This window comes from Paenibacillus sp. J22P51 (genome assembly GCF_059692215.1).
The window spans coordinates 108,256-130,824 of the sequence record NZ_JCAUAZ010000003.1 but is presented as its reverse complement, the minus strand read 5'-3'; the positions used below and the strand labels follow the sequence as shown (position 1 = coordinate 130,824).

The 22,569-nt window shown below is 46.8% G+C and carries 20 protein-coding genes and 1 pseudogene; 2 read left to right on the top strand and 19 right to left on the bottom strand.

Annotated features, from left to right (window positions below):
• The first annotated feature begins 81 nt into the window (after nt 1-81).
• Nucleotides 82-1,113: a Na/Pi cotransporter family protein gene (locus AC58QC_RS08760; RefSeq protein ID WP_497414810.1), complete on the top strand. Its 1,032-nt coding sequence runs from the start codon at nt 82-84 to the stop codon at nt 1,111-1,113.
• Here AC58QC_RS08760 and deoC read toward each other — a convergent pair.
• The 5 genes from deoC to prmA all read right to left on the bottom strand — a co-directional run bounded on the left by deoC (nt 1,076) and on the right by prmA (nt 5,793).
• The gene (gene deoC / locus AC58QC_RS08755) at nt 1,076-1,756 is read right to left on the bottom strand and encodes a deoxyribose-phosphate aldolase (RefSeq protein WP_236287448.1); all 681 of its coding nucleotides are present in this window, start codon (nt 1,754-1,756) and stop codon (nt 1,076-1,078) included. The genes AC58QC_RS08760 and deoC overlap by 38 nt on opposite strands.
• A gap of 136 nt (nt 1,757-1,892) precedes the next feature.
• Nucleotides 1,893-3,227 carry a tRNA (N(6)-L-threonylcarbamoyladenosine(37)-C(2))-methylthiotransferase MtaB gene (mtaB, locus tag AC58QC_RS08750; RefSeq protein WP_497414809.1) on the bottom strand — a complete coding sequence of 445 codons (1,335 nt, stop codon included), beginning with the start codon at nt 3,225-3,227 and terminating at the stop codon, nt 1,893-1,895.
• A gap of 6 nt (nt 3,228-3,233) precedes the next feature.
• Nucleotides 3,234-4,001 (bottom strand): 16S rRNA (uracil(1498)-N(3))-methyltransferase, encoded by a 768-nt coding sequence (locus AC58QC_RS08745; protein ID WP_497414808.1) that lies wholly within the window; start codon nt 3,999-4,001, stop codon nt 3,234-3,236.
• A gap of 135 nt (nt 4,002-4,136) precedes the next feature.
• Nucleotides 4,137-4,808 carry a site-2 protease family protein gene (locus tag AC58QC_RS08740; RefSeq protein ID WP_497414807.1) on the bottom strand — a complete coding sequence of 224 codons (672 nt, stop codon included), beginning with the start codon at nt 4,806-4,808 and terminating at the stop codon, nt 4,137-4,139.
• Nucleotides 4,809-4,818: 10 nt separating this feature from the next.
• Entirely contained in the window at nt 4,819-5,793 is a 975-nt protein-coding gene (gene prmA / locus AC58QC_RS08735) for a 50S ribosomal protein L11 methyltransferase (RefSeq protein WP_497414806.1), read from the bottom strand.
• 208 nt (nt 5,794-6,001) lie between these two features.
• Here prmA and AC58QC_RS08730 point away from each other — a divergent pair, with 208 nt between their 5' ends.
• On the top strand, nt 6,002-6,808 hold the full coding sequence (locus AC58QC_RS08730) for a glycerophosphodiester phosphodiesterase (protein ID WP_497414805.1): 807 nt from the start codon (nt 6,002-6,004) through the stop codon (nt 6,806-6,808).
• A 71-nt stretch (nt 6,809-6,879) separates the two neighbouring features.
• Here AC58QC_RS08730 and AC58QC_RS08725 read toward each other — a convergent pair whose 3' ends face one another.
• The 14 genes and pseudogenes from AC58QC_RS08725 to lepA all read right to left on the bottom strand — a co-directional run bounded on the left by AC58QC_RS08725 (nt 6,880) and on the right by lepA (nt 22,549).
• Nucleotides 6,880-7,155: a hypothetical protein gene (locus AC58QC_RS08725; protein WP_497414804.1), complete on the bottom strand. Its 276-nt coding sequence runs from the start codon at nt 7,153-7,155 to the stop codon at nt 6,880-6,882.
• A pseudogene (locus AC58QC_RS08720) lies at nt 7,155-7,310 on the bottom strand (YfhD family protein); the annotation flags it as partial. The pseudogene AC58QC_RS08720 and the gene AC58QC_RS08725, both read right to left, overlap by 1 nt.
• Before the next feature lie 88 nt (nt 7,311-7,398).
• Entirely contained in the window at nt 7,399-8,187 is a 789-nt protein-coding gene (locus AC58QC_RS08715; protein WP_497414803.1) for a hypothetical protein, read from the bottom strand.
• A 12-nt stretch (nt 8,188-8,199) separates the two neighbouring features.
• Nucleotides 8,200-9,402, bottom strand: a complete 1,203-nt coding sequence (locus AC58QC_RS08710) for an ABC transporter permease (RefSeq protein WP_497414802.1) — start codon at nt 9,400-9,402, stop codon at nt 8,200-8,202.
• Nucleotides 9,399-10,076 carry an ABC transporter ATP-binding protein gene (locus tag AC58QC_RS08705; protein ID WP_497414801.1) on the bottom strand — a complete coding sequence of 226 codons (678 nt, stop codon included), beginning with the start codon at nt 10,074-10,076 and terminating at the stop codon, nt 9,399-9,401. Before AC58QC_RS08705 ends, AC58QC_RS08710 begins: the two co-directional genes overlap by 4 nt.
• A gap of 83 nt (nt 10,077-10,159) precedes the next feature.
• Nucleotides 10,160-11,887 carry an alkaline phosphatase gene (locus AC58QC_RS08700; protein ID WP_497414800.1) on the bottom strand — a complete coding sequence of 576 codons (1,728 nt, stop codon included), beginning with the start codon at nt 11,885-11,887 and terminating at the stop codon, nt 10,160-10,162.
• 526 nt (nt 11,888-12,413) lie between these two features.
• Nucleotides 12,414-13,544: a molecular chaperone DnaJ gene (gene dnaJ / locus AC58QC_RS08695; RefSeq protein ID WP_497414799.1), complete on the bottom strand. Its 1,131-nt coding sequence runs from the start codon at nt 13,542-13,544 to the stop codon at nt 12,414-12,416.
• Between the two features lie 125 nt (nt 13,545-13,669).
• Entirely contained in the window at nt 13,670-15,508 is a 1,839-nt protein-coding gene (gene dnaK, locus AC58QC_RS08690) for a molecular chaperone DnaK (RefSeq protein ID WP_497414798.1), read from the bottom strand.
• Nucleotides 15,509-15,571: 63 nt separating this feature from the next.
• Nucleotides 15,572-16,147: a nucleotide exchange factor GrpE gene (grpE, locus tag AC58QC_RS08685; RefSeq protein WP_497414797.1), complete on the bottom strand. Its 576-nt coding sequence runs from the start codon at nt 16,145-16,147 to the stop codon at nt 15,572-15,574.
• 57 nt (nt 16,148-16,204) lie between these two features.
• Nucleotides 16,205-17,728, bottom strand: a complete 1,524-nt coding sequence (locus AC58QC_RS08680; protein WP_497414796.1) for a TCP-1/cpn60 chaperonin family protein — start codon at nt 17,726-17,728, stop codon at nt 16,205-16,207.
• A gap of 14 nt (nt 17,729-17,742) precedes the next feature.
• Nucleotides 17,743-18,771 (bottom strand): heat-inducible transcriptional repressor HrcA, encoded by a 1,029-nt coding sequence (gene hrcA, locus AC58QC_RS08675; RefSeq protein ID WP_497414795.1) that lies wholly within the window; start codon nt 18,769-18,771, stop codon nt 17,743-17,745.
• A gap of 109 nt (nt 18,772-18,880) precedes the next feature.
• Entirely contained in the window at nt 18,881-19,354 is a 474-nt protein-coding gene (locus AC58QC_RS08670; protein ID WP_497414794.1) for an N-acetyltransferase, read from the bottom strand.
• A 144-nt stretch (nt 19,355-19,498) separates the two neighbouring features.
• A complete protein-coding gene (gene hemW / locus AC58QC_RS08665; protein WP_497414793.1) occupies nt 19,499-20,650 on the bottom strand; it encodes a radical SAM family heme chaperone HemW in 1,152 nt (383 codons plus the stop codon).
• A gap of 84 nt (nt 20,651-20,734) precedes the next feature.
• Nucleotides 20,735-22,549: a translation elongation factor 4 gene (gene lepA, locus AC58QC_RS08660; RefSeq protein WP_497414792.1), complete on the bottom strand. Its 1,815-nt coding sequence runs from the start codon at nt 22,547-22,549 to the stop codon at nt 20,735-20,737.
• Between the last annotated feature and the right edge of the window lie 20 nt (nt 22,550-22,569).

Below are 22,569 nucleotides of genomic sequence, written 5' to 3'. Positions count from 1 at the left end.
CCATCTGGCTTGTCATGCTTGTCTGTACGGTCACATATATTGGTTGAAAACGTCTTTCGCTCACGAAAAGGAGATCTTCTCATGATTCATGCTATTATTCTGCCTGTTGTCACAGGCTTTATCTTATTTCTGCTTGGGATGAAGCTGATGGAAACCTCGCTTCAAACCTGGGCTGGCCCCCGCCTCCAGCTGTGGCTGGAGCGGTTTACCCGCACACCGGTGCGCGGACTACTCACCGGCACCGTACTGACAGCGGCGCTGCAGAGCAGCACCGCAATCACGGTCATCGCCATCGGCCTCGTCGGCGCCGGCGTCCTGTCATTCCCGAGAACACTCGGCGTGATTCTCGGAACGAACATCGGCACGTGCCTCACCACTGAGCTGATCGGGCTCAGCTTGGGTGGCATCGGCGTGCCGATCCTGCTCGCCAGCGCCAGCGTCTGGCTGGCGAGCTGGCTGGCCGGGCCGCTGCCACAGGCAAGCGGCCCACGCTCACTTGCCGCGCAAGCAGCCGCGGCACAACCACAGACCGCCGTACAACACGGCGGTCGCCAATGGGTGCGCAGCGTCCGCTACTGCTCGCTCGCGGTGGTTGGCTTCTCTCTCGTGCTGCTCGGCATCGAGATCATGCAAACCATCGGGCCTGAGCTGCAGTCCCGCGGTCTGTTCACCTGGTTCGTGCACCAGGCGCAAGAAAGCCTGCTCTGGGGCATCCTCGCAGGCGCAGCCGTGACCGCGCTCGTGCATAGCAGCGCGGCCGTCATTGCGATGGCGATGAGCCTCGCCGCCACAGGAGCCATCCCCGTCGAGCTCGGGGTTGCGATCACGATAGGTGCCAATGTCGGCACCTGCGTCACCGCTCTAATCGCAGGTATGAGCAGCTCACCCGCAGGGCGATACGTCGCCTGGTCACATGTGCTGCTGAATGTCGGAGGCGCGATCCTCTTTTACCCTATTATCCATGTGCTCGTTTATTTTTCAGCACTACTTGCTGATGACGCCGCTTCACAGATTGCCCGTTCTCAAACCATATTCAATATCGTAGGCTCCCTAGTCGCTTTGCCTCTCTGCTATCTTAGTATGTGGAAGCGCCTTGAGTTCCGTTCACAATAGCTACACCTGAGCTGGTACCTAATCTTGTCGCACCTGCTTCAATCATGGCAATCGCCGTCTCTACATCACGTACGCCGCCAGATGCTTTCACACCGATCGTGCTGGATACATTTTGGCGCATCAAGCGAACATCTTCCACGGTAGCTCCACCAGGACCAAAACCAGTCGAGGTTTTCACGAAATGAGCTCCCGCTTCTTCCGAAAGACGGCAAGCCGTTGCTTTCTGCTCATCATTCAGGAAACCTGTTTCCATGATTACTTTGACGATGGCTTTCCCTTTTACAGCATCCACTACTTGCTTAATATCGGAACGAACCGCGTCCAGTTGTCCTTCCAAAAGCAACCCAATTGGCAAAACCGTATCAATTTCAGCTGCACCATTTTCAACAGCTTTAGCTGCTTCGAAGGCTTTCACTTCACTCAAGCTCGCACCAAGAGGAAAACCAACTACTGCAGCAACCTTAACGCCTGTTCCTTCCAAAGCTTTAGCCGCCGTGGCAACAAACTGAGAATTCACACACACACTGAAAAATTGATGCTGCGCAGCTTCTTCACACAACTTGTGAATCGCAGCTGTACTCGCGTCTGCTTTCAATAAAGTATGGTCGATATAGCTTGCAATTTCTTTCGCGTTTAATGTCATTTTCAAAGCACCTCATCTGATTTAGTAGTTACACACTTCGATCTCGTACAAGCTCCCGTCTAATCGAGAAAACCTCTAACGCAGTCATTCAAAAGGAACGACCACGAGTAGAGGTGGGGAATTAACTAAACTTAACTTACAAATTCACTACGCCTTCAAGCACGCGAACGAGTTGTCCCTTGCTTTCATTCACACCGGCTTCCGTTACCTTCACACGGCACACTTGACCGATCATATCTTCAGAACCTTCAAACACTAACTGCACATAGTTATCGGAATATCCGCTGTACAAGCCGCTATCAGGTGCGCCTTTGTAGGCACGCTCTGGAATGACTTCCAGCACTTGCCCAACAAACTTCTGAGCATACGCCAACTGCATTTTCTCGGAAAGATCAATGAGTTCATGTACACGCGCATTTTTGATTTCTTCATCCACCTGATCCTCCATCCGTGCCGCAGGGGTTCCTGTCCGCTTCGAATAAGGGAAAACGTGCATTTCGGAGAACTTCATTTGCTCCATGAACTTGTAGCCATCGCGGAACATCTCTTCTGTCTCTCCAGGGAAACCAACGATGACATCCGTTGTTATCGCAACATCCGGCATAATTTCGTGTAGACGCTCGATTTTACGAGCAAACTCAGCCGTTGTATATTTCCGGCGCATCCGCGCAAGCACCTGATCATCGCCCGCTTGTAATGGGATGTGAAGGTGACGGCACATTTTGTCCGAAGATTTCAGAACTTCAATCACTTCATCTGTAATTTGGCTCGCTTCGATAGACGAAATACGAATACGCTTCAAGCCTTCGACTTTATCCAGATCTTTAAGCAGCTTCGCCAAGCTGTAGTCCTCAATATCTTCGCCATAGCCACCAGTATGAATACCTGTAAGGACGATTTCCTGATAGCCTGCTGCTACGAGCTGTTCCGCTTGCGCAATTACGCTTTGCGGCTCACGACTACGCATCAATCCACGTGACCACGGAATAATGCAGAAGGTACAGAAGTTGTTGCATCCTTCTTGAATTTTCAAAAATGCCCGCGTACGATCAGCAAAATCAGGCACATCCAGTTCCTCGAACGAACGGGTTTTCATGATGTTTCGCACCGCGTTAATCGGTTGACGATCCGACTCAAACTGCTTCACAAGCGGAATGATTTTCTCGCGATCCTGCGTCCCGATGACCATGTCCACACCTGGAATCGCCATAATTTCCGCTGGCGATGTTTGCGCGTAACAGCCTGTTACAGCAACAATCGCTTCCGGATTACGACGAATCGCACGACGTATCATCTGGCGACTCTTCTTATCCCCTGTATTTGTTACTGTACATGTGTTAATCACATAGACATCTGCCGTATTTTCGAAATCAACTTGTTCATAGCCCTCATTTTTGAAAAGCTGCCAAATCGCTTCTGTATCATAAAAGTTTACTTTACATCCCAGTGTATGAAACGCTACCGTTGCCATCTTCGCTTATCCTCCCATTTCTCCGGTTTCATAAAACAGACATGTAAGACCCACCATCGCAGCCGTCTCTGTCCGTAAAATGCGATTCCCCAGCGAAACCGAGCGAAAGCCAGCCTCTTCAGCTTGCTTAATTTCTTGCTCTGTGAATCCACCTTCGGGGCCAACCGCAATCAATACTTGCTTGCCTGGTCCTACTTGGCCTTCCGCTAGCGCTGCTTGTATGGCAGGCTTCAGCTGCTGACCATCTTCCTTCTCATAGCAAATCCAAGCAACATCTGCTTCCTTTGCGCGCTGCAGCAATTGCTTCCATGTATAGACGGATTCAATCTGCGGTACACGGTTACGATGAGCTTGCTCTGCTGCTTCCTTCGCGATTTTCTGCCAGCGCTCTGTGCGCTTAGCTTCTTTCTTCGCATCGTACTGCACAATGGTTCGTTCCGATAAAAAAGGAAGAAACCGGGCTGCCCCGATCTCGGTCCCTTTTTGAATAATAAGCTCCATCTTATCGCCTTTGGGCAAGCTCTGTGCAATCCACACGTTAACAGCCGCTTCCGCGTCCATAGCGAGCTCCTCCACGATTTCCGCGGTCACAGCTCCCTTATCTAAGTGAGTGATACGGACGAGCACCTCACGGTTCACACCATTGCTGCAGATAACCTGATCTCCTACCTCTGCTCGCATGACGCGACCAAGATGATGGGCGTCGTCCCCCTCAATGGTGACTGTTTGTGTAGAAGCATGGAACTGCTGGGGCGGGAGAAAATAACGCTGCATAGTCAAAGCCTCTCTATCTTCGTTCATTTGAACTTCATTTGAACTTTATTCGAACACCGATGTCACCGTGAAACTCCACACACCATCATACCTCGTTTGAACCGGAAAATCCATATGGAACTCTCTGGAGAGAGGTTACATGCCCAATATGCTAGTAATCACAATGGCAAATTGATTGATAATGTCGTCGCCTAAACGTAGGTAAGGATCAAGCGTTACTTGACGTAGAGGTCTGATAAAGACAACTAGCAAGAAGATCACAGATGCCCACTGTTCAAACTTTTGAAGTGTCTCCGTGTACCTCAGGTTTACCAAATCCTGAATAATCCGATATCCATCCAGCGGTGGAATTGGAATCAAGTTAAACAGAAATAATGTAATATTAATATTTAACATCAGCTTCAAGAACAGGACAATCGCATCTGCGCTGCCCTTGGACATCCCATCTAGCCAACCATATTTCTGAAAAAGCGCGAAAATAAATAACGTGATAAAGGCCAAAATCAAGTTACTAATCGGTCCTGCCGCGGTCACAATAATCCCAAACAAGCGAGGACGTTTGAAATTACCACGGTTAACTGGCACAGGTTTCGCCCAACCAAAACCAGCGATCAACAACATAATCGTCCCGAAAAGGTCCAAATGGACCATCGGGTTCAAGGAAACGCGGCCAAACTGATACGCCGTAGAATCTCCTAATTTATAGGCGCTATACGCATGCGCCCATTCATGAATCGTAAACGAAAGCACGAGCACCAAAATTACAAACGGCAGCGTATTCCAATCGTAAAATAATAAGCCTCCCATGAGCCAACACCTACAGCTTTCTAGCTACGATTACAACCCAATTCGAATCATAGTTTTTCTCTACGATCGTGAATTTAGCTGCAACCAGTGCTTTTTCTACATCCGCTTCTTTGTTCGTAATGATACCTGAAGTTATGTAATAACCGCCCTGCTGCAACACCTCGTACACGTCATCTACAAACATCACAATAACTTCTGCCAAGATGTTTGCTACAACGAGTTGAACCGGGATCGAAACACCTAGCTGAGCATCCCCTTCGGACTCGCTTTCTTTTAGTACGCCAAGAAGATCGCTAAGTTTCACTGTAATTTTATCTTCGAGTTGGTTCTGCTTCGTATTATCCAATGCACTCGTAACAGCTACGGGATCTAGATCCACAGCAAGTACATGTTTCGCGCCTAGCTTTGCTGCTGCAATGGAAAGAATTCCTGAACCGGTTCCTACGTCAATGACGTCGTCTCCAGGCTTCATTACTTTTTCCAACGTTTTCAAACAAAGCGATGTCGTTGCATGCGTCCCCGTTCCGAATGCCATGCCTGGGTCTAGCTCCAGTATGATTTCACCCTCGGATGCCGTGTAGTCTTCCCATGTCGGTTTAATCGTCAAGCGATCGGATACACGAATCGGTTTGAAATACGTTTTCCACGCATGTGCCCAGTCTTCATCATCGACTTCCACAACTTCAAACGTTGGATTCCCCGTATCAATATCAAATTCTGCCAGTTGTTCAACGGATGCCTTCAAGTTAGCCAGAACAGGCTCCATGTCTGTGCCATGGTAGAAGTAACCTTTAATCACAGCTCTTCCTTCAGGGATATCGTTAAATGGCTCTTCGTATAATTGACCAAACGACGTATCTCTCTCTTTATTTAAGGTGCCGGATTCCTCGATGGAAACACCTCCAGCTCCCAATTCATGAACAAAGTTGGTTATCATTTCTATCGCTTCTTCTGTTGTATGTACCGTTAATTCCTGCCAAAGCATCGGTGTTGCTCCTCCTGTCGGTTATTCCTATGTAAAATAAACCAATTAGGTCTATTTTCACAAAGAGTATTGTACTACACTTCGCTTCTGGGGTAAAATGGAGCCATCAATGTAAGCGCTTTTTTATTTTTCTTAACACTGTTCTAACACTATGGTGCTACATTGAATAAGTCATCATTATTATCTATCGTAAGAACGGAGACATCTTATGCGCAAAACACTCATGGTTCTTCCTGTTTTCCTTGCAATGGCGCTTATCGCCCCCCTGACAACCAAAACCATGATGGCTGACAATTACAGTCAAGTTACCGCTCATCGTGGAAGCTCAGGGCATACGCCTGAGAATACGCTAGCTGCGATGCAACAAGCTATTACCGATCACGCTGGATATGCAGAGTTAGATGTGCAAGAAACGGCTGATGGCGTCGTCATGCTAATGCATGATAATAGTGTATATAGAACAACGGGTATTAACAAAAATATGTGGGAACTCACCTCATCTGAGCTCAAACAAGCAAGTGCAGGAAGTTGGTATCATAAGGATTTTACAGATGAGCATGTCCCTACCTTAGATGAAGTAATTACACTGGCCAAAGGTCATATGAAGCTGAATATCGAGTTAAAAAATAATGGTCATGCAGTTGAACTTGCCAAAAAAACAGTTGATATCATCCAATCCCATGATTTTGTGAAGGAATGTACCGTGACGTCATTCGATGCGGAGCTTTTGCATAAAGTGAAATCTCTGAACTCCTCCATTAAAACAGGCCTCATTATAGGACAAAACACGGAAGATCTCGATGAGCTCATGAAAAGCTCTGATTATGAAGTTATTTCTTCGGCCTATCCGCTTGTGAATGAATCTTTCATGAGGCTGGCCGAGAATCACCATAAAGAAGTCTATGTTTGGACAGTGAATGACACAAGGATGATGAGACGTATGCTCGCTCTCGGTGTATCGAGCATTATTACGAATTATCCAGATAAGCTTGTCAAAATGATGAGCGTTGAATAAGTGTTGTCATTTGAAAAAGCACCTGCTCCAGCGACCTGATACTTGAGGTCCGCTGGAACAGGTGCTCTTGTTTATACCGAGCCACCCGCTGTTTCAATTACACGAATGGCCTGTTCATAACACTGCTCATCTATCACAGCAGCCAACACAATATCAAGTCCAACTGAATCGACCTCATGATCTTGACTTATCAGACTATCAGCCATCGCTGACTCTAATCCACTGCCGATATCGTTATTGAACCGGTCAACCTGCACATCCACAGCTCGTAAGGCTTTCAGCTTAGACGCGGCTCCTTCAGCTTGTTCTGGGGAATGAAAATAGGCAAGAATCCCTTTCTCCGCCATTACTGATCTTCCTGTCGGTCATCCGCTGCTTGCGCGCGTTCCGCAGCCTCAAAGTCATCCTTATCCGCTACTTCAGCTGAAAATTCAACATCTTCCTGCTTTGCAACTGGCAAGTTGCTCTGAGCCTGATTATTCTGCTTTTGATTCATGTGCCAATGCCTCCTATTAACCGTGAATTCTTAATTGTACGACTAGTTTATCGTTTGCGAACAGACACTTTTTTATGCAAAATCAAGCTCCTGTTCATTCCTTTATTTTTTCAAAAGAAGCATCGTATAGACGAAACATCGTTTTGTAGCCCGATTCATCTAGCTTAATCCCTACATCGAGCTTACCTGTGATCAGTAGAGGACCATTGGTGTACCTCAACTTCATTGAATCAGGAACGTAAACTATCATGATTTTATTCCAGTAAGTCTCATCGCCATTATCGAATGGACACTCTGCACCTGGCTGTGGAATCAGTAGAAACCAGTGTTTGTCAAAGGAGAGAACCTCCCCCATAAAGCCTCTGATCTGGACAGTCTTCCCGTTCGTATCCCAGAATTTATTGGAGGGTGTATCTTGTTTATCGTTATCGAAAAACTCAGCCCACGTAATTTCATTGGACAGTTGGGTTTGTTTCGATTTGGGCGGCGTTGTCACAGGCTCCGTCGGTTTGGCTGCAACCTTTGCATCTGCACGTTGAACTGGCTCGGAAGGTTTGGGCGACGTCGATATGGTTTGTGGCTTACTGGTATCCGCTTGTACCTGTGGGGATGACGTTGGTGGAAGCGACGACGGTCCAGAAGTTGACGTTGGAGCAATCTCTTGAACAGCTGGTCTAGCGCTTGGCACCACAATCGGCGTTTCGATAGGTGTCTCCTTAGGGGAGACACTACTGCTCGGAGTTTGAGATGCAACAGCTTCCATATTCGTGATGATACTTCCGAAGGACTGTCCTGATTTCTCGGACCCCTTTTGTCCGCAGCCCGAAATGATAACAAACATGACAAATAAGCTTATACCTGTGATTCTATGACTGTTTTTCATCCTAACATCACCTCAAGACCGGAATAATTGCAAGGGATCGACTCGGTAAGCTTGTATCGCAGGTCCGATGGACGCTGCAACAGCGATTAGCAAAGTTACCACGACTAGTAAAGACTCTCCTGGCAACAAAGAGCCCGCCTGTATGTGTAGACCTGTATTCGCAAAAACCACATCACGGCTAAGGTAACCACCTGTATGACCGAGGGCTATCCCCAAAATTAAGCCAATTAAGGTAAGAATGACGCCTTCGCCCATCAATGAAAACCAAATAAATGACCTCGATTTCCCGATAAGACGAAGAAGCGCGACATCTCGTTTGCGTTCATGTACCGCTGCGATTAATGATAATAGAATGGATCCCGCCGCAAGCAAGATACAGATCACAGTAACGAACTTCACAGCTTGTGTACCTTGATCAACGACATTTACAACATCAGCTACTGCTTTGCTCGTATAGATTGCTTGCACATTAGTGTATTGTGCGAAAGTCGTTTTGATCGACTGTGCGCCCATGAGTGAATTCGGTTTAACGAGAATTGCAGTGATATCATGCTCGCCTGCTTGCTCACTTTCGTGAACAGCCCACGCATAATCTAAAGTCGTAAATACCGCTCTGTCATCTGACGTGTGTAATGGCGGCAATATACCCACTACCGTGTAGGCGAAAGAATGATGATGTTCCTCCTCATCCTCCTCTTCTTCCTCCAAACCCTTAATAAGACCGTGCGCACCACGAAAAGTGTCGCCCACATGCAGCCCAAGTGAGCTTGCCACATAGGAGCCAACGATGGTCTCCCCTAGCTTTCCGTACAGATTACCTTGAGCCATTTGTTTAGCAGAGCCATAGCGTGTTAAGAAATATCCAGGGTCCATGCCAACAATCGGAAACCCATTATAATTATCCCCTGTGGTCATGGCGTAGGCCGACTCTACGAATTCATTTTTACGTACATCAGCTAATATCGAAATAGGTATATTCCCCGTAGGTGCACTGATATGGTAGTAGGTATTCAGTGCAAGCTGCGAAGCACTGCCCTTAGCGCCAATGGTAACTTCGAAGGGACCGTAGCCTTTCTCAGCCCCTTTTTCAACACCTTGACTACATAGCAGAAGGAAAACAACGAGAGCTGCTGTAACGGCCACTGAGCAGATGGTCACAAGTGACAAGGTTTTACGATGCCATATTTGGCTCCAAAGCAGGGAGATAACTTTCATATCGGAACACTCCTAAGCAAATCATTCAACTCTTGCATGTAGACACGTTTTGGAAACATCTCAGCGATGTGCCGATCATGCGTCACCGTCAGCAACGTCAATTGCTCAGCCTTGCAAATCTCTAGGAGCAGTGACATCATCTCGCTCGCCGTCTCCCAATCCAAGCTGCCTGTCGGTTCATCCGCTAATAGGAGTGGGGGCTTGGTTATTAATGCCCGAATGATAGCTGCTCTCTGCTGTTGACCTCGAGATAATTGAGCCGGAAGATGCTGCCCGCGATCCTGCAAGCCTACACGTTCTAACCAAACATCGAGCTTCTCAGCTCGCTCCCGCTTCGTCCAGACGCGCGGCATGACTAATTCGACGTTCTGCCTCACGGATAGCGAAGATATTAGATGAAAATCCTGAAATATATAACCGATATTGTCCGCCCGGAAGCGATCTCGTTTACTTTCAGCGAGAAGATGAACGGGTTGACCAGCCACCCATATCTCTCCCTGATCTGCCGTTAGAACACCGCTAAGCAGATGTAACAGCGTACTCTTCCCACAACCGCTAGCACCCATTAGCGCAATTCTTTCACCTTTGTGTATCTGCCACTCCGCTACCTGCAGGATAGGCAAGCTTTGTCCATGCAGTTGGAATGCTTTCGATATTCCCTGCAGTCTGATCATACGAAACACCCCTCACTTCCAGTCGATTCCAAAAGAAAAGAGGACACAGGGAAGGAGCTCCCCATGTCCGTCTGCTCCTAAACTTAATTTTTTACGATACGCTCGTTAAAGGAATCCCATGTGAGGCTTTTTCCAGTCAACTGGTTAAAGGCTTCTAGCGGCAAGTACAGCTTACCGTTGTCAACGTTGCCAACCCATGTGCTTGCTGCACCATTCACTGTTATGGCTCCCGTAGAGACAAGAACGGAAATTTTCTGACTATCTTTCGTAAAAGTAACTGTTCGAGCTGCTTCATCCCAAGCTACTTGAATATCTAAAGATTCGGCTAAGGATCTCGCTGTAAATAACGTTTTGTTATCTCGTGTCACTTTAAAGAGGGGATAACTATATTTGTCTTGAAGCTCTTTGGTCGCTGCTGTCAAATCAGCACCAATCACTTTCGCACCATTTTTAGCAATATCCGTATTATCCACATCGCCTTTTACAAGATCAGCAATTGGACCGTATGCCCACACACCGACATCAACACCCGTATGACCATGCCCCGTCCAACCCACTGCAAGCCGTTTCGACACAACTGCGTTATAACCGCCGCCACGACCGTAGGAGGAACCATCGCCATTCAAAATCAATTGAACTTCTTCATCAGACAGATCCGTGAAGCCAATATTATCAGCTACAATTTTACGAATATCATCCGCCGTTTGAGCTTTTTTCAAGATGCCATCAATATACTCATAGGAATGCTTTTCTTTACTAAACAAATCAACATTCAATTCATAGACATTGTCTCTTGCAAGTGACAACCCGCCTGTCTCATGATCTGCAGTTACGACAACAGAGGTATTTCCATCTTTTTTAGCAAAATCAACTAAAGTCTTGAACGTAGCATCTAGCTCCAGCATTTCTTGAATGTTGGCAGGAAGATCGTTGGCGTGACCAGCGTGGTCAATACGGCCTTGCTCAACCAATAAAACGAAGCCATTTTTATTTTGGGCTAAGATATCCAGTGCTTTTTGAGATAATTGAGGTAAGCTCGGAACCGAATCCGTACGGTCAAGTACGTATGGAATTTCTGCGTCTGCAAAAAGTCCAAGCGCTTTTCCTGCCGTTGCAGGGATTGCATCTAAGCCTTTTTTATCAAAAGCTGTTTGGTACCCTTTGGCTTGAAAATCAGGAATGATATTTTTGTCGGTACGTTTCCCTTTGTCTTCTTTTGTCGTGAAGTTGATCTTTCCACCACCGAAGATTACATCGACACCACTGTTCAAATATTGCGAAGCAATCGCGTTCTGGTTGCTGCGTTGGCGAACGTGGGATGCCCAAACTGCAGGAGTTGCACCCGTAATGTTGTCTGTTGATACTAGACCTGTTGCCTTACCTTGCTTCATCGCAGCTTCAATAATGGAAGCGAAGGGCTTAGCTACATCGCCGTTGGAAACACTGATCGCGTTGTTATACGTCTTGTTCCCTGTTGAGAAAGCTGTAGCAGCTGCGGCAGAATCCGTTACTGCGCCTGACTCCGTTGTATAAGGGCTTGGTTGGGAATATGTACTTGCTTTACCTACATAGTAGCCGCCATCTAATTCCAGATGATCTTTATTGAGAAACTTCTTCGCGTAATAACGAGCAGCTGTCACTTCAGCTGGACCCATCCCATCACCAATAAGAACAATCAAGTTTTTAGAAGGAACTGATGACGGTACTGCTGGCGTTACTGAATCAGCTGCGGATACTGTACCTGCTAGACTTAGTGCTACGAAGGAGATTGCCATACCTGAACCCATGATTTGTTTTAACCGTTTTTTCAAATGTTTTCCCTCCAAAAATAGTATTTCACCTTACTAGCATAAGGCTCATAGATTAGGAGAGATTCAATTCCATTTAAAGATTTTGTAAAAATAGAAGGATTTGTAAAGGGATGATCAATGGGATGTGAGAAATTGAGACTTCGATGAGACTTCGTTTGTCGAATGGGGTTTGTTGGAAATTGGGGTTGGGTTTGGAGTTGGAGTTGGGGAGAATGCGCGAATTAATGTCCATTGGATAAATCCACTGGAACGCTCGATAATTACCCGGAAAATTGATTTCGATTGGATAAATCCCGTGTAATTTCAATTTCCCCTCAATTTCAGCCCTTTTAGGGTATCTGGATTGGAAAAATCCAATAGAATACAATTATTCCACTTAAATTCTACGGTTTAAATGGATTTGTCCAATCAGCGAAAACTATTAGCTTGTTCACCTAAGTTTTTTCAAAACAAAAAACACCTCAAAGGAGAAGGATGGCAGATCTGATCTGTCATCCTTCTCCTTTGAAGTGCCGGTGGCAACTATCTAGTCACCTAAGAAGGCTCTTTTCATACGTTCAAAAATAGACTGGCTCTGCTCATGCGTATGCTCGCCGCTTTGCTTGCCGAATTGACGCAGCAAATCCTTCTGGTCTTCAGACAGGTTAGTCGGTGTCATTACGATGACCTTGACGTGCTGATCACCTTGACCAAATCCGCGAAGATGCGGAACGCCTTTGCCTTTAAGACGGAAATACGTGTCGGTTTGTGTACCCGCTGGGATCTTCAACTTCACTTTCTCGGTAAGCGTTGGGATTTCAATCTCATCACCTAGCGCTGCCTGCATGAAAGTCAAAGGAACTTCACAGTAGACATCGTTGCCTTCACGTTGGAAGAACTCATGAGACTTCACGCGAATAACGACGTAAAGGTCTCCAGATGGGCCTCCACGTGTTCCACCTTCACCCTCACCAGAAACGCGAAGCTGAGCGCCATCATCCACACCTGCTGGAATCTTAATGTGAATGGTGCGCGTTTTCTTCACTTTACCAGCGCCATGACAGGTTCCGCATTTTTCTTTGATGATTTTACCGGAACCATTACAAGATGTACAAACGCGGCGGTTCACAATACGGCCAAACGCTGTATTCTGTACCACTTCCTGTTGTCCGCTGCCGTGACAGCCGCCACATGTCTCTGGTTTCGTTCCTGCCTTAGCACCTGAACCATGACACGTATCACAATTTTCAGTACGCGGGATGTTGATATCCGTTTCTTTACCGAAAATGGCTTCTTTGAATTCCACCTGCATCGTGTATTGCAAATCGTTACCGCGTTGCGGCGCATTCGGATTACGACGATTACCACCGCCGCCGCCGCCAAAGAACATATCAAAGATATCCCCGAAGCCACCGCTGAAGTCTTGGCCGCCCATGCCTTGATTAGGATCTACGTGTCCGAATTGATCATACTGACTACGTTTCTGATCATCGCTCAGAACATCATACGCGTCCTTCGCTTCTTTGAACTTATCTTCTGCGTCTGCTGCTTTATTCACGTCAGGGTGATATTGACGTGCCAATTTACGGTAAGCTTTCTTGATCTCTTCCTGTGAAGCATTCTTCCCGAGACCTAACACCTCGTAATAATCACGTTTACTCACTTGTTCCACTCCCATGTTCAAGACTACAAACGGAAAGTCAAAGCCACGGAGAAACCTCCTCTTGGCTTTGACTCTTACGTTAATTAATAACAAACAGTGTTTAAAAGACTTCTTTAAACTTCTATTTAGTTAGAATATGTTTATTTTTTAGGTTCGTCAACCACTTCGTAGTCAGCGTCCACAACATTTTCTCTGCCTTTTGGAGCTTCGCCTGCGCCAGCATTAGCATCAGGACCTTGAGCTTGTGAAGCTTGCTCATATAATTTAACAGAAAGCTGTTGGATCACTTCTGTCAATTCTTCAGTTGCTTTTTTGATCGTTTCAAGATCGTTGCCAGCAAGAGCTGCCGTTACTTTCTCTTTCGCTGCATTTGCTTTGTCGATCTCGCCTTGGTCAACTTTGTCGCCAAGATCTTTGATTGTTTTGTCAACGGAGTATACCAATTGATCAGCTTCGTTACGAGCTTCTACAAGCTCTTTACGTGCGCGATCTTCCTCAGCATGCGCTTCCGCATCCTTCACCATTTGTTCAACTTCCGCATCGCTCAAGCCGCTGGAGGATGTGATTGTGATTTTTTGGCTTTTGCCTGTACCTTTATCCAAAGCAGACACGTTAACGATACCGTTCGCATCGATATCGAAGCTAACTTCGATTTGCGGTACGCCGCGTGGAGCTGGAGGAATGTCACCTAGCATGAAACGGCCAAGTGTTTTGTTACCGCTAGCCATGGAGCGCTCACCTTGAAGCACGTGAATCTCAACGCTAGTTTGGTTATCTGCATAAGTGGAGTACACTTGGGATTTCGTTGTTGGAATTGTTGTGTTGCGGTCGATCATTTTCGTGAATACGCCGCCTGCTGTTTCGATACCAAGGGAAAGTGGTGTTACGTCAAGAAGAACAACGTCTTTCACTTCACCTGTCAAAACACCAGCTTGAACAGCTGCACCAAGGGCAACAACTTCATCCGGGTTTACACCTTTGTGAGGCTCTTTACCAATCAATTTCTTGATCGCTTCTACAACCGCTGGAATACGTGTGGATCCACCAACTAGAACAACTTTGTCGATTTGGCTTGTGGACAAACCTGAATCCTGTAGTGCTTGGCGAGTTGGTCCAAGTGTTCTTTCAACAAGTCCTGAAGTAAGTTCATCGAACTTCGCACGAGTCATGTTCAACTCCAAATGCTGAGGCACGCCGTCTGCTACCGTGATGAACGGAAGGGAAACTGTCGTTGTCAAAACACCGGAAAGTTCTTTTTTCGCTTTTTCAGCAGCATCTTTCAAACGTTGTACTGCAGCTTTATCTTTGGAAAGGTCAATGCCTTGCTCTTTTTTGAATTCAGCTACGAGATAATCCATAACAACTTGGTCAAAGTCGTCGCCACCCAATTTGTTGTCGCCGCTTGTTGCTTTAACTTCGAAGAAACCATCGCCTAGCTCAAGGATGGATACGTCAAACGTACCGCCACCAAGGTCATAAACGAGAATTGTTTGATCTTCTGTTTTCTCCAAACCGTAAGCAAGTGCAGCAGCCGTAGGCTCGTTAACGATACGAAGAACTTCAAGACCGGCAATTTTACCAGCATCCTTCGTTGCTTGACGTTGGCTATCATTGAAGTAAGCAGGAACTGTGATTACCGCTTGAGTAACCGTTTGGCCTAGGTAAGCTTCCGCATCAGCTTTAAGCTTTTGCAGGATAATTGCAGAGATCTCTTGTGGCGTGTAGTCTTTGCCATCAATGTGCTCTTTGTGGTTCGTACCGATATGACGCTTGATGGAGCTGATTGTTTTATCAGGGTTTGTGATCGCTTGACGCTTTGCTGTTTCACCAACAACACGCTCGCCATCCTTTTTGAAACCTACAACGGATGGGGTTGTACGATTACCTTCTGGATTTGGAATTACGACGGCTTCTCCGCCTTCCATAACGGCAACGCAAGAATTTGTAGTACCTAAGTCAATACCAATTACTTTACTCATGTAAAGATGCCTCCTTATGTCCCATAGGAACTTCATTAGTTTATTTAAAAAAGATAATATCCCTTATACGCTAACTTTCACCATTGCAGGTCGGATGACCTTGTCTTTCAAGATATAGCCTTTTTGTAATTCTTCAACGACGATACCTTCTTCATGCTCCTCTGATTCCACTTGCATAACAGCTTGATGGAATTCTGGATTGAATGGTTGGCCAACTGCCTCGATAGGCTTAAGCCCTTCAGCAGTTAATAGTTGATCGATGCCGCGGTACGTCATATCTAAGCCTTTCACCAATGCGTCGAAATCCTTCGTCTCTTTGCTTGAAGACAGCGCGCGATCAAAGTTATCCACAATCGGTAATAGCTGTTCAATCAATTTTAGCGAAGCGTATTTCGCGAAATCTTCTTTCTCCGCTCTTGCACGGCGACGGAAGTTGTCGAAGTCCGCTTGAACGCGTAATAAACGCTGATAGTTTTCTTCGGCTTGCATACGCGCCTGTTCCAATTCGCTCGATACAGTAGCTTCCTCGGAAACTTCTACGTTGTCAACAACCTCAGCTTCTCCAGTCGTTGCTTCGTTGTCGGCTGCGTATGTAGTGTTAATGTCTTGTTCGACTGTTTTATTATCTCCAGTACTCAATTGTCCTTCACCTCCTAAACATAATACACGACTTATTTGGGTTTAGTTTGCCCATCTTTAGTTCTCTTCAAAAGGCTGCTTCATCTTAATCACTGTATGGATACGCAGTACCGCGGCAGCTACTTCACCAGCCGCTTGCAGCGCGTGAATTTTCACATCTGTCGGATCCATGATCCCCGCCTCCACGAAATCCGTGATCAGCCCCGTATCGCAATCGATCCCTAGGCTGTCCGTATCCTGTGCAAGCTGGGCTGCTTTCAGCTCTTCAACCTTCTCGAGCGGATTGTAGCCTGCGTTCACGACGATTTGTGACAATGGCTTGCGCAGTGCCCCCGCGACAGCGGCCACACCAAAGCCTTCCATGCCCTTCATCGTCTCGCGCACACGTTCTAGATCGTACGCGACGGCCATCTCCGCTGCGCCGCCGCCGGGCAAGTACCCGCCGCGCACGGCGGCTTGGACGGCTGACGCAGCATCCTTCGCGATGCGCGAGCGCTCATGCGCCGCTTCGCGCGTCGCGGCGCCGACAATCACGGTCACGTGCTGCTCACCGTGACCCTGCGCCACGCGCACGCGCTCTAACCGCTCGTCATACGCGGCATAGCCCGCGTGGCCGAGCGCAGCGCTCAGCTCCGGCGCGCTCTTGCGCAGCGCCGTGCGCCGCACCGGCCTAGCGCCGGTGTGCTCGCTCAGCAGCTGCAGGTCCCTGCGGGACAGCCGCTGCAGCACGAGAATGCCATGGTCGGAGCAGAACTGCTCCGCCTCAGGGTCAACCCCACGGTCTGATGCGATCAGACCGACGCCAAGCTCCAGCAGCGAGCCGAGGCTGCTGCGGAAAAGCTCCCTGAGCTGCATGTAGCGCTGGAAGCCTGCCTCGGTGACCAGCGATTCCTCGCTGACCGCCTCAGGCTCCAGAGCATCATGCAGCACGAGGATGCGAGCATCTCGGCGCTCATGCTCAAGATGCAGGTTCATCGGCTTCTGATTCAGCAGAATGCCGGTCCAGACCTCACTGCTCGCTTCTTCATGAGCGAGCACGCTGTCCGCGAATCGATAGCCTTCTTCGCGAAGTTTCTCTTCACCGACAGCTTCAGCCGCTTTAATGATAAGCTTAGCAATGTCTGTCTGTTCTCTTCCAGCCGTATAAGCAATCCGATGCAGCGCTCGATCCGCTAGGCTCACAATAGCACGACTGCGGTTCTGTAAACTCGCAACAGCTAATTCAATGCCTTGCAGCATGCCTGTGACAACTTTTGCTACTGGAACGCCTCTAGTAACCTGTGCAACGCCTTCCTGCACCATCGCACCGGCAAGGACAGTCGCCGTTGTAGTGCCATCGCCAATCTGGCGTTGTTGACTGCGAGCGACTTGAATCATCAGCCTGGCAGCAGGATGGGTAACATCCATCTTTTCTAATATGGTAACACCATCATTAGTAATAATGACATCGCCTTGGCCGCCGACCAGCATCGTATCTAGTCCTTTAGGACCTAGTGTTCCTTCAACGGCTGAACAGATCGCTCTTACAGCGGCCGCATTATTTACTAATGTGGAATAGCGTTCTTCACCTTCACCGTGCATAGGTTTGACTCCTGTCATTTGCCATACCAACGTCCTAGGACCAATTCCATATGCTTCGATAGATGCTCCATCAAACCGATAACTCTACCGTATTCCATCCGGGTAGGTCCCAAAATACCAATCGTACCAAGCGGCGTACCGCCAATGGAATAGGATGCGGTGATTAAGCTGCAATTCGATATCGCTTCAATACTATTTTCAGCACCAATTTTAATCTCAATGCCTTCATTTGACGGTGTAAATAATTTGATCAGGGTCGGTGCTTCTTCCAGCAGATCAAAAATGCTCTTCACTTTCTCCACATCTTTGAATTCCGGCTGAGTTAACATATTCGTCATCCCACTTAGGAAAACACGGTCCTTCTCATCACTTTGTAGTACACTCTCCACCAAACCAAGCAGCTCTTGATACCCAGTGACATATTTGCTTAATTCATTAGAAATCTCATTGTAAAGCTTCGACTTAAACTGAACTAATGGCACATTCTTAAGTCGTGTGTTCAAAATATTCACGACCTTCTCGATTTCCGACATCGGAATTCCGTCAGGTATCGTTACAGTCTTATTTTCAACATGTCCTGTATTCATCACTAGGATTGCAACAGCTGTTGTATCCGATATCGGGATGATTTGGATATGCTTTAAGGTCGTGCTAAAAACCTCAGGACCGAGCACAATAGACGTGTAATTCGTAAGACTTGATAGCATACCAGCAACGTGCTGGATAACACCTTCCATCTCTTGAATACGTTCTGCAAAAGCACCCTTCATGGAGTCCAAATCATGACTATGCAAGGAGCCGTGCTTCAACAAATGATCGACATAATAGCGATAACCTTTGTGTGAAGGAATACGACCTGCGGACGTATGAGGTTGCTCAAGATAGCCCATTTCTTCGAGATCAGACATTTCGTTACGTATCGTTGCTGGACTAAACCCAACATTCCCACGCTTCGAAATACTTCGCGAACCAATTGGCTCCGCTGAACGAACGTAATCATCAATGATTGCACTTAAAATCATGCGTTGGCGCTCTGTCAACATGAGTACCCCTCCTCCTCACTTCTCACTATTTGCCACTTCGTTAGCACTCGTATTTAGTGAGTGCTAAATCCTAATACAAAAATAACAGACCCTAAGGTCTGTTGTCAAGTCAATCCAAACGTTTAAGTACGGCGATTTCGTCGCAACAATACTGTTTTTTGCAATGCATACAGTCTCTCCAAACCTTCTCCGGAAAAATCTCCTTCGGAACGAGTGTAAAGCCGTTTTTTTGGAAAAATGCAACCTCGTAAGTAAGTGCCATAACTTTAATAATTCCTTGGCTTCTTGCCTCTTCAACTAAGAAATTTACGAGCTTGCCGCCGATTCCTTGACCCTTGTAGCCAGGCGTCATCCCCAGTGAGCGAATCTCAACAAGATCTGGACCCAACCTCGTCAACGAACCGCAGCCAATCAATAAGCCGTCAAATTCAGCGACAACAAAAGTATCAATTTGGTCTTGGAGCATTTCCCTGCTCCGCGGCAGCATGATGCCTTGCTTGGCATACCCCTGTATAATTTCAAAAAGCTTATCGATATCATCCACCGAAGCTTTTCTTACGGACACCGTAGTTGATGTATTCACGCTTCCCCACCCACCATTCGCACAAAAATGCATAAAAGCCACGCTAGCGCCCTGCGGCTTTCCGCTGTTTCGCTTGTGGATTCATGTATAAATATACAACAATACGTATAAATGCACAAGCGTTTTTTGCTCAAAGGTTCCGTCTTATGTCAGGAAAGAAGCGAACACTTCATTACCGAGTAGAATGCCATGTTTAGACAAACGATACCCTTCGTTTGTTTGTTCAAGCAGACCTTTTGTCAACCATCCCTGAAGCGTAGCTCCAAATTGAGATTCAATCGTAATCCCGAACTGATCCATGAAATCCTTATTGCGAACTCCCTCAAGCAAGCGCAAGCCAACCATCATAAAGTCTTCCATAGCTTCTTGCGGCGTAACTTCGAATTGCTCCATGATCGGTAACCCAAGCTTCGTTGCGTCAATGTAAGGTTGAATACCCTTCACATTCACATGGCGCTGACCATTCATATACCCGTGTGCCCCAGCACCTAGTCCATAGTAGGAGCGATTGCGCCAATACATCGTATTGTGTCGGCTCTCGCGACCTGGTTTAGCAAAATTACTGATTTCATATTGCTTATAACCAGCTCCCTCCAACCTACGCATGATGAGCTCATACATATCGACTTCCTCATCTTCACTTGGGAGAGGCAACTGATTTTTATTAAATAAGGTGTGGAACAAAGTGTTTTCTTCTACTTTCAAGCTATAAATTGAATAATGCTGCAAATCGAGTGACAGCGCCTCATCTAAAGTAGCTTGCATAATATCCACCGTTTGCTTCGGAAGCCCGAACATCAGGTCGATGGATAAATTATCGAAGCCTAGCTTCTTTGCATTAGCGATACTTCTGTGAACGTCATCTGTATTGTGAATGCGGCCGATCGCAGCCAGGATGTCATTGTTAAAAGATTGCACCCCAAAGCTTATGCGATTCACGCCGCCAGCTTTCATCACAGCCAGCTTATCTTCGTCCGTTGTCCCCGGATTGGCTTCCATCGAGAATTCGACTTCCGCACTGTCAGCTGGGAAATATGTGCGTACGATTCGCAAGAATCGTTCCATTTGATCGGGAAGCAGCACGGTTGGCGTTCCTCCGCCGACGAATATCGTCTCCACTTTCTGAGGTGGATGGTTACGTACCGTAAGCTCTATTTCGCGCTCAAGTGCGTCTAGATATTCCATAACGGGCTGACCTTTGAGCACGTACGAATTGAAATCGCAATAATGACATTTATTTGTACAAAAGGGGATATGAATGTACACCGCTGTAGGCGTTGTATAAGTTACTAACATAAGGGGTATTCCTTTCTATGGTTCACAATGGAGAAAAAGCCAAGGGACAGCGTACGCTGCCACCCCAGCTTTTCGTTCTAACATCTATTCGTCGATTTTCAGAACAGCCATGAACGCTTCTTGCGGTACTTCTACGCTGCCGACCTGCTTCATGCGTTTCTTACCTTCTTTTTGCTTGTCTAACAATTTACGCTTACGCGATATGTCCCCGCCGTAACACTTGGCAAGTACGTTTTTACGCATCGCTTTAACCGTCTCACGCGCCACAATCTTCTGTCCAATTGCCGCTTGAATCGGCACTTCAAACATTTGCCGCGGGATGAGTTCTTTCAGCTTATCACAAATAATTTTACCACGGTGATAGGCTGTATCTCTGTGAACGATGAAGGAAAGTGCATCCACTTGCTCTGAGTTGAGCAAGATATCCATTTTCACCAGATTGGATTTCTTGTAGCCGCTAACTTCATAGTCAAAGGAAGCATAGCCCTTCGTCCGTGATTTCAACATATCGAAGAAATCGTAGACGATCTCTGATAACGGAATCTCATACGTCAATGTTACGCGATTGGTATCCAAGTATTCCATGTTCAAGTATTCGCCGCGTTTACCTTGGCAAAGCTCCATTATCGTTCCAACATAATCGTTTGGTACGATAACCGAAGCTTTCACATAAGGCTCTTCAACAAAGTCAATACGCTGCGGATCCGGGTAATTCGATGGATTATCAATCTCCATCACATCGCCATTGGTTAATGTAATCCGATAAATAACGCTTGGCGCCGTTGTAATCAACGGAATGTTGAATTCACGCTCGATCCGTTCTTGAATGATCTCCATATGAAGAAGGCCTAAGAATCCACAACGGAAGCCGAAACCAAGAGCAGTTGATGTTTCAGGCTCAAAACGCAAGGATGCGTCATTCAGTTCAAGCTTTTGCAGAGCTTCACGAAGATCGTTGTAATCGGTGGTTTCAATCGGATACAATCCGCAGAACACCATTGGATTAATCCGACGGTAACCTGGCAATGCATCCGGTGAAGGACGGTCCGCTTCCGTAACGGTGTCACCGACACGGGTGTCTCCGACATTTTTAATACCGGCAACAATAAAACCTACATCGCCAACCTCAAGGGATGGAACAGACGACATCCTAGGTTTGAACGCACCAACCTCGATAACTTCAAACACTTTGTTCGTCGCCATCATTTTGATTTTGGAGCCTGCTTTGATCGAACCGTCCACAACACGCACATACACGATTACGCCTTTGTAGCTATCGTAATGGGAGTCGAAAATCAAGGCCTTGAGCGGTCCGTCAGGATTACCTTGAGGAGCCGGTACCTTCAAGCAAATTTGCTCAATGATCTCTTTAATACCAATACCCGCTTTGGCTGAAGCATGCACAGCATCACTAGCGTCAAGTCCGATCACATCTTCGATCTCTTGCTTTACTTTATCCGGGTCTGCACTTGGTAAATCGATTTTATTAATGACAGGTAATATTTCTAAATTATTTTCCAGTGCAAGATACACGTTCGCTAGTGTTTGAGCCTCAATCCCTTGGGCTGCATCTACAACCAATAATGCGCCTTCACAAGCAGCAAGGCTTCGTGATACCTCATAGGTAAAGTCTACGTGTCCTGGTGTATCAATCAAGTTTAGGATATAATCTACACCATCATCTGCGCGGTAAGCCAATCTCACCGCTTGAAGCTTGATGGTAATCCCCCGTTCGCGCTCCAAATCCATCTGGTCGAGAACTTGCTCTTGCATTTCGCGTGAAGACAATGCACCTGTATATTCCAGAATGCGATCAGCTAGTGTTGATTTACCGTGATCGATATGAGCGATAATTGAAAAGTTGCGAATTCTTTGTTGTCTTTCTCGAATGTCCGTCATGCTAAAGACTAACCCCCACT